Raw genomic sequence first — 18,663 nt, forward strand, 5'->3', positions numbered from 1 at the left:
CATTTACAGGGCTATTTAGATGAAATCGCTTTCAAGTTCAACAATAAGGGAAAGGATTTGTTCAACCTGCTTATCTGTAAAATAATTCAAGGAAGAAATGAAATTGCCACTTTATAGGAAATCGCCCTTGGGGTCGGGTGAAGCTTTAGTTTAAAATTATTGTAGTGTAGGCGAGTAATTTGTTGGATAATCATTTGCTTTGGCAATATTTCCAGATTCAATAAAATTTGAACCAAATGCCGTATCAATAGCTTCTAAAAATTTGTTTGCTAAATAAGCATATCCCCTTGCTGTTAAATGAATACCGTCTAAACCTACCGCGCCACCTGTAACTAAATCTGCATTGAGGTTAAAACCATCAAAATCGATACCTGTGCTAGCAGTTTCACTAAGAATAGCATTGAGATCTACCAGTGCAATAGCGTCATTGGCGTTTGCAACAGCAGCTATGGTTGTGTTATAAGCATCTGTTGCTTCTTTAATTTCTTCTTGTTCTTCTGGAATTAACACCCATTTGTCTGCCAATGGAACAGCAACACCATTAACTCCGAGAACGCCCTCTGTTCCTATAAATGACGATGCAGGTAATACAAATAAATCTTCAGCAGTCGCTTGTCTCATGCTTACTAAATCTTCGTTTAGTCCTGTTAAGTCTGTTAAGCTTTCATCCATAATTACAACAGCATTATTTTCTGAAGCTTCAAAGGTTATTGTTCTTTTTGCAATTTCAATATCCGCTAATTCTTGAGTTAAAGGTGTATTTGCAACTAGAAAAGCAAATGCTCCTTGAATACCAGCGTTATATGCACCATAAGCCGCCGCACTGTTTAAAAACGCTGCTGTTTCTGTGTCTAAAGGAATAGGGTTATGAGGTACTGTAGTAAAATGTGGTAAATCTGTAATAAATGGTACGTTAGTTACAACACCTTTAGCCCCTCCCGAAGTTAATCCAGTAATAAGCGCATTAAGTGCATCATTAAAAGTGGCACTATCTGTAATTAGATTAGAACCATCTCCTCCAGAGGTTGCATAACCTAATACATCATTACCTCCAATTTCAGATAAAGTAAAAAATGTCGGGTTTTGTGCCATAGCATCAGTTAAAACTGTCGCTGTTGGAGCAGATGCTATACGTGCGTAGAATGGATTTAATCCAGCATAACCAGGTGCTACTAAATGCCAACTTTTTGCACCAGGGATCCCAAAATTATTAAAATCACTACCAATACTTACACCAGCTTCCGTTGTAATGGGAGGAACTGGGGCTCCTAATCCTGTTAAAAAAGCATCTAACGATTGTGGCCCTGGAATGTCACTATTAAATGTTAGTCTGTAACCTCTTATTACATTACCGCCTACTAAAATACCTCCTGTATTATCATTCATTAAAGGTTGTGTAAAAGTACCACCTCCTGCTTTTGCAAATTGTTTTGATAAAATGTTGGGAAATGAATTTTCTTGTGAAGCTTTAAATAAACCACCATCTGTAAAGCCAGCTGTAAATGAAGCACCTACAGCTATATAATTTGAAAAATCTGCAGACCCAGCTGTTAATTCTGGTAAAATGACTTCTTCTGGTAATATGTTATCGTCTTCGTCACAAGCAAAAAATCCTAAAGCAAGGACAAAAAGGTATATATATCTAATATTCATAATGATCTTTTTTATAAGTTATTAATTGTCCATGAAAGGTAAAACTGTGAACCTATTAAGCCTGTTCCTACGGCTGTAAAGTATTCATCGCCTAAAAGATTAGAGGCACCTGCTTTAAATGTTGATTTTAAAGATGGTACACGTAAGTTTATTTGTGCATCTAAAACATGGTAGGCAGGAACTTCTGCTGTAGCAAAAGACGCTTCCCAAACATAATCATCACTCCATCTCCAAGCTACATTAAAACCGAAGTTTTTAAATAAATTAGTATTACCAAAAGACGCTTTTACTTTGTGCTCTGGTGTGTTAAAGTTTGTTTGGAAATCTGGATTGGCATCACGGTCAAAATCTAATTTAGCATACGTATAATTCATGCCTAAATCATAGTCTCCAAATATTTTAGTTGTTACACCCAGTGCAGCACCATAAGAATTAACATCTGCTGTTGTATTTGTGTAAGCTCTATACGCTTGAAAATCACTATTAGCTAATGCAATTACGGCTAAAGGGGTTGGCGTTCCATTTACGGGAGTTGTTTGACTTAATTGGACATCACCATAATACGGGTTCACAACATCTACAGTGGTAATGAAATCTTGATATTGATTTAAATAAGCACTAAAATCGATTATAACCTTATCCAATTTTCCTCGATAACCTACTTCATAAGAACTAACCTGTTCTGGTTTTACAATACCTGGATTAGCTATTTTTAAATCTGCAGGATTTTGTGAATCAGCAAATGCCGCCACCGAAGTTCTTGTATAAGAGTTGTTATAAGCTCCAGTACCATCATAATCAAAACTAGTACCAATAATACTTTGTCCAATGGTAGATATATCATCCCCACTAACGGTTCTTAAATCTCTTTGAGGATTATCCGGTGCACTACCTAATAAGATGATACTTCCTACATTAAAACCAATATACAGCGCTTGTGTATCCGGGTTTCTAAAACCTGTTTGAAAAGAGGCTCTTAAGTTATGGTTATTCTCTTTTCCTAAGTTATAACCTAGGGATAATCTTGGCGAGAAAAAGGCATCAAAAAGTTCTGATTTGTCGTAACGAATAGAGGCTGTTAATTTTAAGCGCTCGTCTTCTAAAAATTTCTTTTGAATTTGTGTATACAGACCAACTTCAGAGTATGGAATTTCTTCTAATTTATCAGTATAGATGGAGCCAAAAGAGTTTAATACATACTTTCTGTAGGAGCCACCAACTTGAATTTCGGCAAAGTCTGTTAAGTGACTGAAGTTATAGTTTGCATCAGAATGATAGATTTTAGATTCATCTCTAAATTTACTACCGGTTAATACATCAGGATCGTTTATCACCGTATTAAAAGCACTTTGAAATTCAGGGCTTCCAGGTTCATATCTTCCGGTATCTGCGACTTGCCTAGCATTAGCATGCGCTTGGTTCGCATTTAACCCAGCTAATGTACCTTGAATGAAAGCTCCTGTGTATTCGCCAAACCAAACATCGTCAGCTTTCCATTGTCTATTTATATTTACACCTGTAAATACCATGTCATAGGAATCACCTGCATTATCTGCAGTGATATAGCCTCTTAAGAAAAAGTTATCGTTTTTTATTTCCAGCTTATGCTGTTGTAAAAAGAAATTCTTGATAGAATATCTATTAGATCCTTGATAAACAGTTGATCCAGAACCTATCTTACCTACGTATTGAATTTCAAAATCATTTTCCCATGGTCTATAGTATAATCCCCAATCAGTTTTTATACTTTTAGCATCATAATCTGTTAAATCTGCTTCGTCATAACCTGTTCTACTTACATTAACAGAGGGTACTAAATTAACTAAATTAGGGTTAGCTAATCGCCCTAGTCCAGCAAGTCTATTTGCTACTGTTTTAATATTAATGGTAGCAATATCACCATATACATTAACACCATCATAATCGATGTCATTCTCTCTGGTGCTACTACTCTCTACAAAAGTAGTGGTACGATCTTTTCCTCTGGTATCGTTTGCAACCCAATCGGTTCCTTGTAAGTAACTAAAATTAACTTTTGCAGCGAATTTTTCACTGAATTTGTGAGCAACACGAATACCATAATCTTTATAATCATTATCTCCTGCTGCTTCTTGAGAAGTAATACCTTGTTTATAGTAAGCACTAATGCCATGATGATCAAAAGGGTTTTTACTTCGCATAAATAGTATCCCATTAAACGCATTAGCACCATAAAGCGCAGAGGCTGCTCCTGGTAGAAGTTCTACACTCTGTACATCTGTTTCTATCATTCCTAATAAGTTTCCTAGAGGAAAATTAAGGGCAGGTGCTGCATTGTCCATACCATCAACTAATTGCATAAAACGTGTATTAGCGAATGTTGCAAAACCTCTAGTATTAATAGATTTAAAGGTTAAACTGTTTGTGTTAATATCAACACCTTTTAAATTTTCTAAACCATCATAGAAATCTGAAGAGGCTGTGTTTTTTATTGCTTTCAATCCAAAACGTTCTACGGTTACGGGTGATTCAAATATCCGTTCTGGCGTTCTTGATGCCGAAATGACAACCTCGTCTAAGGATGTACCTTCTTTAAGAACAATAGTTACCTTTTGATTATTTGACGTTACCTCTTGGGTAACGGTTTCAAAACCAACACTGCTTGCTTTTATGCTGAAAGGCGGGTTTTGACTAACAGTAAGAGAGAAATTACCATCAAAATCTGTTACGACACCTGTTGATGTACCAACAATAATAACATTAGCCCCAGGAATGGGTTGGTTATTATCATCAACAACAAAGCCGGAAATAGTTGTTTGGGAATAAGATAAACCGCAAAACAACAACAGTAAAATTGAGAAAATTGTCTTCATTTAGTAAGAATTAGTTTATGTTTTTGATAAGCAATATAAAGATATTAAATATTACTAAAGCATAAAAATAGAAAAAAATTATGCGTGCATAATATTTTTTAACAAAAAATCATTGAAAAAATTGATTTATATGTAAAATATGGGAGTGTTTTATTAAATATTATCATTATCCCAGGAGAGACAATGATAATATTTAATAATAATTATATAAGAATGATTATTCTACAGTTACAGATTTTGCCAAGTTTCGTGGCTGATCCACATTTTTACCTAACATGACTGCAATGTGATAAGATAATAATTGAAGTGGTATGGTAGTTAATAGCGGAGAAAGTGATTCTAAAGTTTCAGGTACTTCAATAACATGATCTGCCAGTTCTTTAACCTGAATATCCCCTTGGGTTACAATACCTATGATTTTCCCTTTACGAGATTTTATTTCTTGAATATTGCTTACTACTTTTTCGTAATGTCCTTTTTTTGTAGCGATGACTACTATAGGCATATTCTCATCAATTAAGGCAATAGGACCATGCTTCATTTCGGCCGCAGGATACCCTTCGGCATGAATATAAGAAATCTCTTTTAGTTTTAAAGCACCTTCTAGTGCTACAGGGAAGTTATATCCTCTTCCTAAATATAGAAAATTGTTAACATCTTTATAGATTTCAGAAATTTTTTGAATATGAGCATCAGATTTTAAAGATTCTTCTACTTTTTTAGGAATCATTTCTAATTCTAGTAAATGATTACGGAAGTCCGAACTGCTAATAGTTCCTTTTGCCCTTGCTAATCTTAAAGCGATTAGGGTTAAAACCGTAATTTGAGTTGTAAAAGCTTTTGTGGATGCAACACCTATTTCGGGACCAGCATGTGTGTAGGCTCCTGCATGAGTTTCTCTGGCAATAGATGAACCAACAACATTACAAACACCAAATACAAAAGCACCTTTAGATTTTGCCAATTTAATAGCAGCTAAAGTATCGGCAGTTTCTCCAGATTGAGAAATAGCTATAAGGACATCTTTTTCTGTGATAATAGGGTTACGGTATCTAAACTCAGAAGCGTATTCCACTTCTACAGGCACTCTTGCCAAGTCTTCAAATATGTATTCTGCTACTAAACCAGCATGCCATGAAGTACCACAGGCTACAATTATAATACGGTCGGCATTTAAGAATTTCTTCATATTATCTTCTATGCCAGCCATTTTTACAATAGCCTCTTGTCTGAGAAGTCGACCTCTATAAGTATCAGTAATTGCTTTAGGTTGTTCATGAATTTCTTTCAGCATAAAATGATCAAAACCGCCTTTTTCAATTTGCTCTAAATTTATTTGAAGCTTTTGAATATAAGGATCGACTAAAGAATCATCTTTAATTTTTCTAATTTTTATGCCTTTATGAAATCTAATAATGGCCATTTCTTCATCTTCTAAATAAATGGCATCTTTAGTATATTCTAAAAAAGGAGAAGCATCACTTGCAATAAAAAATTCGTCTTTACCAATACCAACCGCTAAAGGGCTTCCTAAGCGAGCAATAACAACTTCTTCTGGCTTGTTTTTGTCGAAAACAGCAATAGCATATGCACCTATTACTTGATTTAAAGCAATCTGTACTGCTTTACCAAGTTTTACATTCTCTTGCTTTTTTACATCTTCAATCAAATTAATTAATACTTCTGTATCTGTATCTGATTTGAAAGTGTAACCTCTAGATATTAACTCTTTTTTAAGGGATTCATAGTTTTCAATAATTCCATTATGAATAATAACCAATTCGCCAGAATTTGAAATATGAGGATGTGAATTTACATCGTTAGGAACACCGTGTGTCGCCCAACGTGTATGCCCTATGCCTACAGATCCGTTTTTAGTGATTTCTTTTTCAACACGTTCTTCTAAATCAACTACTTTTCCTTTGGTTTTAGACACTTTAAGGTCATTGCCGTCAAATAATGCAATACCTGCACTATCATAACCTCTGTACTCTAAACGTTTAAGCCCTTCTACTATAATTGGATAAGCTTCTCTGGGGCCTATGTATCCTACAATTCCACACATAAGTAATTTTTTTTGTTAGGTTTAATTTTTAGCTCGGGCAAATATGTAAAATAAATCTCAAATAGTGATTATTAATTACATAAAGACAATAGTTTATCCGATGAAATTCATCTTAGTAAAAATTTTCTGTACAAAAGGGTACTTTAGTTACCTTCTGGGTCTGTAAAAAATACCTGTAATTTCATTCTTTTTTCTGCTGGAACAACACTTCCAGCACTTCCGTGTAAAATAGTTCCTCTTGGCGATAAAATAGCTGCAGCCGGAATGGCAGTAACATCATCATCACTATTTAATATTTCAGCATTATTAATGTAATTAACATTGGTAGATAATACCAGACCTATTTTTGTGTTTGTAGAACCTCTTAATAAGATATTATTTAAATGTTGGGTAAGACGTATTTTATATTTTTTATCGGTATCTCTTTGACCTAAGTGAAATATTCTAGAACTAAAAGGTGATTGAGTATTCTCTGTTAGATCAGCTTCATAATCAGCAATAATACTGTTATTAGTAATATCATAAGCATAAATCCTGTCATATTTATGATAATCTTCATCTTGAGAGGAAATAGTCAATGATTGGTCTTCGTAAATAATTAATTGAGCCTCATTAATAAGTTTCTTTAACACAAAGTTTCCTGTTGTGTTATCTTTTAGATAGCCACTTTCATCATCAGGATCGGGTATTCTAAATTCATCTATAAAATCTTCCAGAGCATCGGGGATCTTATCATCATCAACATCTTCATTACCAAATAAATCTACAACAGCCATGGAGCCTTCTGCACCTTTTAAATAAAGTGTTTCGTCCCCTAAATTGGGATTCCCGTCAGTGAATGTTGTAGTGTAATTGTTAATAAAGGTATTAACTTTGTTCCCACCTCTAAAATTAAGGGTGTATACATCTTGTGTTCTGGAATTCTCTTCTCCTTTTGAATAGTGTATGGTTATATTAGCATTTGTAGAATTAATATCTAATAAAATCATATTTCCTTTTCCACCTATAGCCTCAGCTTTAAGATATAACCCTCTAAAATAATCATAAAAATTACTAGGATTACTTAATTCTGGTCTTCCTTCGATGTCTATAAATGTAGTTTTCCAAAAATTCTTAGTATCCTCTGTATCATCAAGAAATGTTCTAAGGGCAGGGACACTTAATACTGTAACCTTATCTGAACCTTCTCCAATGCTAGTTTTTATAGCCTCAGCACTAGGTTTAAATGTAATATTTTGCAGCAAAATTCCTTTATGGTCGTCAAAATTTATAGTATTATTTTCTGTAAAAGCAGAGTTGTCAGTTGGGCCTACACCATTATTACCACCATTAGAGAAATAATTTTGAGGACTGTTAGTTGAATTTGGATTAAAACTTCTTAAAAAATAATTATTATGATAAATAGATAATTTTATTCCTGCATCTGCATCTCCATATAAAGAATCTTTTATAGAATATGTATTACCATCAGTATTTGAGCCAATAATCTTACTGAAATACGGAATACTTAAAACAACAGAATCTATAACAGGGTCCACTCCAAAAGTTGGATTAAATGACGTTGGGGTTACTTGAGTAACGATGCTGGCAGTGGTCTGTCCAAATTCTGGATCGTCAAAAAAGCCAAGCAAATTTGAGCTCAAATTGTTAATTTGTAACGTATTAAGTTTTTTGTTATATGCAGTTATAGGAACCTCCATCGAATCTGTGAGAAAGTTTGCATTTCCTTTTCCTAAAACACCACTTTCTATGACACTAAATTCTTTATCGCAAGCAATAAAAGATAACGCAATTAATAGAAAAACTATGGGAAATTTAAGGGCTTTAATCGTCTTTTTCATATATGTGCTAAATGAATGTATTAGGTTAACTTAAAACGTTGGTATTTAAAAATGTTGTGTAAGCTTCACCAAATTCATCTTTGTTTTTGTATTCTAATACAGGTTTATTAGATGCTTCTAAATATGATTTTAAATCTTCGGGAATATTTTCTGATCCCTCAATTAGTGCATCGGAATAATCAACAGCAACTTTCATTAAGTTATTATATGTTGGTTCTTCAAGTACACTAACGGCACCTTCATTAATATTGTCAAATTTAATCTTATTAAGCATATCTTTATTTAAGGTATTGTTAAAACTTTGATTATAAATCGAAGTAACAATTTTACTTTCGTTAAATAAAGGCTCATCTTTATAATATTCTTTCAAGTATAAAGGCAATAATGATGCCAACCAACCATGTACATGAATAACATCTGGAGACCAATTTAATTTCTTAACGGTTTCAATAACACCTTTAGCAAAGAAAATAGCACGTTCGTCGTTATCTGAAAACAGTTTACCATCTTCGTCTGTTAATGTCGCTTTTCTTTTAAAGTATTCATCATTATCGATAAAGTAAACCTGGATACGCTCTTTAGGAATAGACGCTACTTTAATAATAAGAGGCATGTCTAAATCATTTATCACCAAGTTGATACCAGATAGTCTTATAACTTCATGTAATTGGTGTCTGCGTTCATTTATATTTCCGTATCGAGGCATGAATATCCTTATTTGACCTCCTTGTTGATTTACTAATCTAGGTGCCTCAAAGGACATAGAAGAGATTTCGGTTTCTGGTAAATAAGGAACTACTTCAGATGATACATATAATATCCTCTTATCTTTCATATGATTGATTGTTTTTGTTGACTTTTTACAGTCGAATATAACTAGCAATTAATGGCCTTTTTTTAAAGAGAAATCTTGTAAAGCTTATTTTTTTGATAGCATTGCTTTTGAAAATTCAAAATAAAAAACACGCAAAAGTACAAAATTTTATGCAAATTGGTTGTAAAATCTTAAGTTTGCAAGCGTTAATTTTTTATTAAAAGGTGGAATTTTACTCAGAAAAACAACAAATTACGGCGGCTGTTGATGCTTTTAAAACAAAACAGCTAACCATTGGATTAGTTCCTACTATGGGTGCTTTACATGAAGGCCATTTACAATTGGTTAAAAAAGCACTGGATAATAATGATAAAGTGGTTGTTAGTATTTTTGTTAACCCCACGCAATTTGATAATAAAGAAGATTTAGAAAAATACCCCAGAACGCTTAAAAGTGATATGAATTTGCTAAAAACTGTTAGTAAAGATAATATCATAGTTTATGCACCTACAGTTGACGATATTTACGAAGGAAAAATAGCGCCTCAAAGATTTGATTTTGGTGGCTTAGAGCTTGAAATGGAAGGTAAATTTCGCAATGAGCATTTTGATGGCGTTGGCACTATTGTAAAACGTTTTTTTAATATAGTAAAGCCTCATAATGCATACTTTGGTGAGAAAGATTTTCAACAACTACAGATTATAAAAAAACTGGTAGATAAATTTCATATTCCAGTTAATGTAGTTGGATGTAAAATTCATCGTGAAGCAAGTGGTCTAGCGATGAGTTCTCGTAATACCCGATTAAAACCAGAGTATAAAAAAGCAGCTCCTTTTATTTATAAAACTTTAACAACTGCCAAAAAACGTTTTGGCACAAATAGTGCTAATAAAGTATTGGAATGGGTTGAAAATCAGTTTTCAGAGCATAATTTATTAGAATTAGAATATTTTATTATTGCAGATATTGAAACTTTAAAACCAGTAAAGCGAAAATCAAACAAAAAATCTTATAGAGCATTTATAGCAGTATATGCAGATGATATTAGACTTATTGATAATATCGCACTAAATTAATTATCTTTGCCACATGCAAATTCAAGTAGTAAAATCTAAGATTCATAGAGTTAAATGCACAGGTGCAGAACTCAATTATATAGGCAGTATCACTATAGATGAAGATCTAATGGAAGCTGCCAACATTATACAAGGCGAAAAAGTTCAAATTGTTAATAATGACAATGGCGAACGTTTAGAAACTTATTGTATTCCAGGACCACGTAAAAGTGGTGAGATTACTCTTAACGGTGCGGCCGCTAGAAAAGTTTCGGTTGGCGATACATTAATTTTAATTACCTATGCCTTTATGGATATTGAAGCGGCTAAGGGTTTTAAGCCGTCTTTAGTCTTTCCTGATGAAGCAACTAACCTATTAAAATAGAAGTTTTGAACCATAAGATAAAAAGAATACTAAAAATTACGCTCCCATTATTATTGGGAGTTTTTTTAGTCTGGTATTCATTATCTAAAGTGTCTGTTGAAGAATTACTAGTTTATGCCAAAAACGCAAATTATACATGGATTATTCTAGGTATGTTTTTAGGGCTTTTAAGTCATTTATCTCGTGCTTATCGTTGGCGTTTTCAGTTGGAACCAATGGGTTATAATATTAGATTAGGTAATAGTATTATGGCAGTATTTGCTACCTATTTAATAAACTATACCATCCCAAGAGCAGGAGAAGTTGCCAGAGCTTCTATACTTGCAAATTACGAAGATGTACCTTTTGAAAAAGGTTTTGGAACTATTGTTGCCGAACGTATAGCAGATATGATTGTTATGCTAGGTATAATTGCTATTACACTTTTCCTCCAATTTGAGTTTATATATGGGTTTTTAATTGAAAAATTCAATCCAACAAAAATTATAATTGCACTAATTATAGGGGTTTTACTACTTTTTTTCTTTTCAAGATATATAAAAAGAAGTCACTCTAAAATAGCTTTAAAAGTTAGAGGGTTTGTTAATGGATTAATAGAGGGAGCACTTAGTATCTTTAAAATGAAAAAGAAATGGGCCTTTATTTTTCATACGCTTTTTATATGGGGAATGTATGTACTTATGTTTTATGTAACATCTTTTTCTATAGAAGAGCTACATGGTATTTCTATGGGCGCTATTTTAATAGGTTTTATTTCTGCAAGTTTTAGTATTGCAGCAACAAATGGAGGTATCGGCTCATATCCTTTGGCTATTTATGCAGCCTTTTCCATTTTCGGAATTCCCGAAGAACCAAGTATTGCTTTTGGTTGGATTATGTGGGCATCTCAAACACTTATGATTATTGTTTTTGGAGGTATCTCACTAATTTATTTACCTATTTACAATAGAATTAAGTCTAAATAGATTTCAATTGCAGTCTGTTTGAATTGTTATACCTTATTTATTACCTTGCCAATATTAAAAACTCAAATCATTTTAAAATGAAAAAAGCAGCTGTTTTCTTTTTATTACTTTTTGTTTCTTTAAACCTAAGAGCACAAGTTAAATACGAAACCATTCAATCTTCTAAACTTGGAGAAGATCGCCAATTAAAAATTCAGTTACCTAGAGGTTATAAAACTAATACAGATAAAACGTATCCGTTATTTATAGTACTTGATGGTGATTATATGTTTGAAGCTGTTGCTGGTAACGTAGATTATTATTCCTACTGGGAAGATATGCCAGAATCTATTGTTGTTGGAATTAACCAGGTTGATAAACGATTTGACGATTGTATGTATTCCGAGCAAAACTCATTACCAATTGATACAGGAGCTGCTTTCTATGAGTTTATAGGGTTGGAGCTTATCCCATATATAGAAAAAAAATATAGAACAACTAATTTTAAAGTTGCTGTTGGGCATGGAGAAACAGCCAACTTTATCAATTATTATTTACTAAAACCTAAACCGTTATTCCAAGGTTATATAGCAGTTAGTCCAGAATTGGCTCCCAATATGATAGATTATCTTCCAGAACGTTTAAGTAAACTAGAGTCTAAAATATTCTATTATTTGGCAAATACTAAAAATGATCCTGGTTCTATAAAGGAAATGACAGAAGCCTTGAATAAAGATCTTTCTGCTATAGAAAATGACAATTTATTTTATAGTTTTAATAGTTTTGAAAACCCCTCTCATTACTCAGCACCTTTACATGCATTGCCAAATGCTATTGAAAATATTTTTAAAGTGTTTCAGCCTATTAGTAAAAAGGAATATAAAGAGACCATACTTGAATTAGAAACATCTCCTGTAGAATATTTGGTTGAAAAATATCAAACTATTAATGACGTATTAGGGATAGAAAAGAAAATTCTAATTAATGATTTTAAAGCTATTTCGGCGGCTATTGAAAAAACAGAACAGTTTGAGTATTATGAAGCACTAGGTAAAATGGCTAGGGATGAATATCCAGACACGCTCTTAGGAGGCTATTATTTAGCTCGTTTTTATGAAGAAATGGGAGAACCAAAAAAAGCGATGCGTACCTATCAAACAGCCTATACTTTAAAAGAGATTGCAGGCATTTCAAAAGACTTATTGATCGAAAAAATAGATTTAATTAAAGAGGATTTCGGTTATTAATACTAAAATAGACCTCAAGTAATTCATTTTTTCATGCATACGTTTAAAATTCAACTAATATAATGGCAAAGGTGAAAACAACTTTTTTTTGTCAAAACTGTGGTACTCAATATGCAAAATGGCAAGGGCAGTGCAATGCTTGCAAAGAATGGAATACCATTGTTGAAGAAGTTATTCAAAAGCCAGAAAAAAACGATTGGAAAACCCCAACCACTACAATAAAAAAAGCATCCGTTCCTTTACGAATTAAAGATATAGACGTTTCTAAAGAGCCACGACTTGACACCTATGATGGTGAGTTTAATCGCGTGCTGGGAGGTGGCATAGTGCCAGGGTCTCTAACTTTACTTGGAGGAGAGCCTGGAATTGGTAAGAGTACATTATTGCTTCAAATTTCATTAAAATTGCCTTATAAAACCTTATATGTTTCTGGAGAAGAAAGTCAGAAACAAATAAAAATGAGAGCAGAGCGTGTTAACCCAAATAACAACAACTGTTATATACTAACAGAAACAAAGACACAGAACATATTCAAACAAATTGAAGCTTTAGAACCAGATATAGTTGTTATTGATTCTATTCAAACACTACATAGCGACTATATAGAATCATCTTCGGGAAGTATTTCGCAGATAAAGGAATGTACCACAGAGCTTATAAAGTTTGCAAAGGAAACGGCAACGCCAGTTTTATTGATTGGTCATATTACTAAAGATGGACATATAGCTGGACCTAAAATTTTGGAACACATGGTGGATACTGTGTTACAGTTTGAAGGAGACCGTAACCACGTATTTAGAATCTTAAGAGCCCATAAAAATCGTTTTGGTTCTACTAATGAATTGGGTATATATGAAATGCAAGGTTCTGGACTTCGAGAAGTTACTAATCCATCAGAGATTTTAATTTCTAAAAAAGATGAGGAACTATCTGGAAACGCTATAGCAGCTACTCTAGAAGGCATGCGTCCGCTAATGATAGAGGTGCAAGCTTTAGTAAGTACAGCAGTTTATGGAACGCCGCAGCGTAGTGCAACTGGTTTTAATGCCAAACGTCTTAATATGTTATTGGCTGTTTTGGAAAAGCGTGCTGGATTTCGATTAGGAGCAAAAGATGTGTTTTTAAATATCACTGGAGGTATTACTGTCGATGATCCTGCTATTGACTTAGCGGTCGTTGCTTCCATACTATCCTCTAACGAAGATACAGCATTGCAAAAGGGTTTTTGTTTTGCTGCCGAGGTTGGTTTATCTGGAGAAATTCGCCCCGTACAACGTATTGAACAACGTATTTTAGAAGCTGAAAAATTAGGGTTCTCCTCTATTTTTGTATCAAAATACAATAAAATTTCCCTGAAAAATACCGTAATTAAAATTCAACTCATCTCTAAAATTGAAGATTTGGTTGATATTCTTATATAGTTTTTCAGCATTTTATCACTCCTAAAGCTTAAAATGTACACTTTATCGTATATTTTATGTGTTTTGTCCGATTTTTATTAGTTTTTGTCGATTTTTTGAATTAATATTGTACAGTATTTAATACTAACAATAAAATTAATGATTTCTAATCAGTGATGTTGTTAATTGAAATACTTTTCCCTCAATAGTGATTTTGATTTTATTACAAATAGCTGTATAATATTTTAATAGCGACATATAAATAGTATGTATTTCATCGATATTATTGTATTTGATAGAAATTTTTTAATTTTTAACGAAAAAAATACATAACTATTTGAATATAAGATAATTTCGATTTACCCAAATCTATTAATTATGAAGACAAAACTACTTTTTAGCCTGTTTATGGTTTTTTTTGTGTATAATTATTCTTTTGCACAAGATACTGATGGAGATGGTATAGATGATTCAGTTGATATAGATGATGATAATGATGGCATTATTGATACTTATGAATGTTCTGCATCTATTCAATTTAACAATGCGTCATTACTAACAGCTACAGATTTAAGTGATGTAAAAGCTGGTGAAAAAGTAGTGTACTCTAATGCATTGTACTTTCAAAATCAATATTATGATATTGTTCTTACGATCATTACCATTAATGGTTCATATACCGTAGATTGTAATAATGAGCTAAGGGTAAGTACTTTTGATTCCAGTAGTGATGATTATGTAACGTATTCTTTTGATTTGGTTGAGGCAGGAAGTGCAACACCGGGAAATCCTATTGGTATCCCAGCAGTTCTGTACGATATTATTTTAGAGTCGCGAGATATTGATACCAGATATTATAGAGATTTTACAGAAATAGCAGGATTTAATCCCTCAACGGTAACATCAACAGTAACAGCATCTTTAAGCGCTACAACTAATTTGGAGCAAGCAGGATTTGTTAATAATCCAGACCCTGCGAATTATACGTTGTACAGGTTAGACCCTACAATTGTTGCCCCAAATACAGATTGGACTTATGAACCAGATGATGGAGGTACGCATGGTGACGATCCAGACTTTTACTTATATATGGAGTTTGATATGTTTTCCCATATTGATTTATTATATGGTGCAACAGGAACGCATACCGATACAGGTGTTAGACTAACGAATTTTGGAGTAAGTTCTAAGTGTGATTTTGATGATGATCTTCTTTTAGATACTGTAGATATTGATAGTGATAATGACGGTATCCCAGATAATGTGGAAGCACAACCTACGATTGGTTATATCCCACCAAGCAATGCAAGTAACAGTATTACAGATGCTAATAATAATGGTTTAGATGATGTTTATGAGTCTGCTATGGGAGGTACCGATTTAAATCAATTGGAAGATACAGACGGTGATGGATTAAAAGATTACTTAGATAGTGATACAGATAATGATGGAACGCCTGATATTCAAGAAAATGGTCAGGCAAATACACTTAACGGTATCGATATTGATAGTGATGGACTAGATGATAGTTTTGATTCGGTAACTGGTTTTCTGGATGTTAATGATGAAGTAACCATTGGAGATATTGCAGATCTTACAACTTCTTTTGGCGATGTTGATAGCGATGCCACTTTAGGTGGAGATTTAGATTATAGAGATTTATTTGATATTAACCCACCATCAATTGCTTCCATAGATTTTGATGGAATAGATGATTATTTATCCAGAACATCATTTATAGATGGGTTAGATAATGTAACAATAATGGCCTGGATAAAATCTGATTCTGGGAATACTACTAATATGACTATTGTAGGAGAAGATACAGGTTGTAAACTATGGTTGCAAAATGGAAATACGCCATCATTTACTACTAAAACGTCTGGAAACTCACAAGAGACTATAAGTTGTAGTGCTATTAATTTTGATGAATGGCATCATTTAGCCGCTACTTATACTAGTTCTACAGGATTGATGCAACTATTTGTTGATGGAACATTATTAAGTTCCACAAATGTTGGAAGTACAGGAGCTGCTATTGAGAATACAGAAGACTCTAACGGAAACTTTGAAGTTGGTAGGTTTTCAAGTGATGTTACTAATAAAGAATATTTTAAAGGAGATATTGATGAGGTAAGAGTATTTGATATTGTATTGACACCAGAACAATTAAAAAAGATGGTGTATCAGGAAATTGAAAATAATTCTGGAAATACCATAGGAACCATTGTTGGAAAAGATATTGAAGATACATCAACAAGTAATATCGTTTCCTGGGCAAATTTGATAGCCTATTATCCCATGACAAATATCAAAAAAGGGACGACCTCAGATTATTCAGGTTATGATAAAGAATTATATATAAACTATATTACAACCATTCAAGATCAAACAGCTCCAATGCCTTATGTTACCTCAAATAATGGTGATTGGACAACACAGTCAACATGGCAGCATGGTGATGTTTGGGATATTGAAAATACAGCTAATAATAAAGATTGGAGTATTATAAAAATAGCAAGTAATGTATCAGCATGTCACTCAATTAAAACAGCAGGTTTAATAATTGATGCTGGTAATACTTTTACGGTTCACAGTGAGAATCTTGTTGAAAACTCATGGTATTTAGAATTGAACGGAACCTTAGATTTAGAGGATGATTGTCAATTAATACAAACCGAGAATAGTGATTTGGTAACTTCTGCAACTGGTAAAATTTTAAGGCGCCAAGAAGGAACCTCAAATGCTTACAGGTATAACTATTGGTCATCACCAGTAGGAATAACAGGCGTTACAAATTTAACAGATAACAATGGGTCAACCAATAATACTAATAATACACCTTTCAATTTAAATATGTTAAAAGATGAGTCAGGCGTTAATTTTTCTTTTACAACAGCCTACGACGAAGTTGGAAAAATTAGTACCTACTGGTTATATACCTTTAAAAATGGATTAACCTATTGGGATTGGGCTGCCTTTTCCCCGAGTACACCGTTAGGGGTGGGTGTGGGCTACACTCAAAAAGGGACAGGTAACGCAGGTGTAGAACAACAATATATATTTGAAGGAAAACCGAATAATGGCACCATATTGGTAAATGTAACCGATGTTGGAGGACCAGGATCTGTGACATCCGTATCAAAGACAGAATATTTATTAGGAAACCCGTACCCGTCTGCAATAGATATTCATAAATTCATAGATGATAATGCAGGTGTAATAGATGGTACATTACAATTATGGCAACAATGGAGTGGAGATTCACACATCCTAAATGAGTACAAAGGAGGTTACGCCCAGGTAAATAAACTGGGATCTGTAAGGGCTTATCAGTTTGTTGGAATAGAAGGAGCTCACAATGGGTCGCAGGATGGTACCATAACACCATCAAGATACCTTCCAGTAGGTCAGGGATTCATTACAGAAATTGTTGCAGATGGCACTGTAGAGTTTAATAACAGTCAGCGGGTATTTATAAAAGAATCCGATGCAGATGGAACTTATAATAATGGATCTTCATTTCTTAAATCGAATACAAAATCCAAAAAAGATAGTAGCACAGCAAAAAATAGTGAAGCAGACAATAATAGTAATGTGATGCAAAAAATTCGACTAGAGTTTAATTCAACATCAGGACCAGAAACAAGAAGAGAGTTGCTTTTAGGCTTTAGTGAAACGACTACAGATGGATTCGATTATGGATACGATACAGAATGTGATGAATCTACCAATAATGATTTTAATTTAAGTTTTGAAGGCAAGAATATGAATATGCAAGCATATAGCGCCATTACTCCTGATAAAGTAGTACCGTTAAATTTTAAATCATCGGGTGATAATTCATTTGAAATAAGAATAACAGAAATAGAAAATTTAGATGACGATCAAGAGGTTTATTTAAGGGATAATTTAACAGGAGATTATTTTGAGTTAACAACAAAGGAAGTGTATAGTTTTAGCTCAGAACAAGGGAAGTTTAATAATAGGTTTGAGATCGTTTTCCAAAATGAAGCAAAAACCTTGAGTGCAGAAGAAGTTACATTTACAGAGAATTATGTTTATTATCATAATAAAACGAATACCCTATTTGCTAAAAAATTAACTAGTGGAGTTAAAAAAATGGCTTTGATTAGTATGAGAGGTCAAATCGTTTTAGAAGTTGAAAATGTACCAACAGAAAGTTTAGAAAATGGATTTAAGTTTAATAATATATCGGCAGGTGCTTATATCGTGTGTTTAAGAACAGAAACGAATGAAGTGCTCACCAAAAAGATCGTTTTTAATTAGTTTAGTTTTTTCGTAAAAGTGGAAAAGAGCCAAAACAAATATTTTGGCTCTTTTTGTTTGAAAATAGTTGGCGTATTAGCTTTTTTAGTTAAAGGTGTTAATACTTTATATAATTAA

The 18,663-nt window shown here is 33.1% G+C and carries 11 protein-coding genes; 6 read left to right on the forward strand and 5 right to left on the reverse strand.

All coding sequences use genetic code 11. The features are described from left to right. Positions 1-156: 156 nt before the first annotated feature. From EM932_RS11190 to EM932_RS11210, 5 genes are all read right to left on the reverse strand, one after another. Positions 157-1,653, reverse strand: coding sequence for an SGNH/GDSL hydrolase family protein (locus EM932_RS11190; protein WP_135877279.1), 1,497 nt, complete (start codon positions 1,651-1,653; stop codon positions 157-159). An 11-nt stretch (positions 1,654-1,664) separates the two neighbouring features. Continuing rightward, positions 1,665-4,505 (reverse strand): TonB-dependent receptor, encoded by a 2,841-nt coding sequence (locus tag EM932_RS11195; protein WP_135877280.1) that lies wholly within the window; start codon positions 4,503-4,505, stop codon positions 1,665-1,667. Between the two features lie 217 nt (positions 4,506-4,722). After that, positions 4,723-6,570 (reverse strand): glutamine--fructose-6-phosphate transaminase (isomerizing), encoded by a 1,848-nt coding sequence (gene glmS / locus EM932_RS11200; RefSeq protein ID WP_135877281.1) that lies wholly within the window; start codon positions 6,568-6,570, stop codon positions 4,723-4,725. A 143-nt stretch (positions 6,571-6,713) separates the two neighbouring features. Continuing rightward, complete coding sequence (locus EM932_RS11205; RefSeq protein WP_135877282.1) at positions 6,714-8,411, reverse strand: DUF4270 domain-containing protein; 1,698 nt, start codon at positions 8,409-8,411, stop codon at positions 6,714-6,716. A 25-nt stretch (positions 8,412-8,436) separates the two neighbouring features. Continuing rightward, on the reverse strand, positions 8,437-9,246 hold the full coding sequence (locus EM932_RS11210; protein WP_135877283.1) for a glycogen/starch synthase: 810 nt from the start codon (positions 9,244-9,246) through the stop codon (positions 8,437-8,439). A gap of 203 nt (positions 9,247-9,449) precedes the next feature. On the opposite strand from EM932_RS11210, the gene panC reads away from it, so the two are divergent. The 6 genes from panC to EM932_RS11240 all read left to right on the forward strand — a co-directional run bounded on the left by panC (position 9,450) and on the right by EM932_RS11240 (position 18,546). After that, positions 9,450-10,301: a pantoate--beta-alanine ligase gene (gene panC / locus EM932_RS11215; RefSeq protein ID WP_135877284.1), complete on the forward strand. Its 852-nt coding sequence runs from the start codon at positions 9,450-9,452 to the stop codon at positions 10,299-10,301. A gap of 13 nt (positions 10,302-10,314) precedes the next feature. Then, positions 10,315-10,665, forward strand: a complete 351-nt coding sequence (gene panD / locus EM932_RS11220; protein WP_135877285.1) for an aspartate 1-decarboxylase — start codon at positions 10,315-10,317, stop codon at positions 10,663-10,665. Positions 10,666-10,670: 5 nt separating this feature from the next. Continuing rightward, on the forward strand, positions 10,671-11,630 hold the full coding sequence (locus EM932_RS11225) for a lysylphosphatidylglycerol synthase transmembrane domain-containing protein (protein ID WP_135877286.1): 960 nt from the start codon (positions 10,671-10,673) through the stop codon (positions 11,628-11,630). 77 nt (positions 11,631-11,707) lie between these two features. Beyond that, positions 11,708-12,856, forward strand: a complete 1,149-nt coding sequence (locus tag EM932_RS11230) for an alpha/beta hydrolase (protein WP_135877287.1) — start codon at positions 11,708-11,710, stop codon at positions 12,854-12,856. A 62-nt stretch (positions 12,857-12,918) separates the two neighbouring features. Then, on the forward strand, positions 12,919-14,277 hold the full coding sequence (gene radA / locus EM932_RS11235; protein WP_135877288.1) for a DNA repair protein RadA: 1,359 nt from the start codon (positions 12,919-12,921) through the stop codon (positions 14,275-14,277). 357 nt (positions 14,278-14,634) lie between these two features. After that, positions 14,635-18,546: a LamG domain-containing protein gene (locus EM932_RS11240; RefSeq protein WP_135877289.1), complete on the forward strand. Its 3,912-nt coding sequence runs from the start codon at positions 14,635-14,637 to the stop codon at positions 18,544-18,546. The last annotated feature ends 117 nt before the right edge of the window (positions 18,547-18,663 follow it).

Source organism: Flavivirga rizhaonensis (assembly GCF_004791695.1).
In the GTDB taxonomy this organism is placed as follows: Bacteria; Bacteroidota; Bacteroidia; order Flavobacteriales; family Flavobacteriaceae; genus Flavivirga; species Flavivirga rizhaonensis.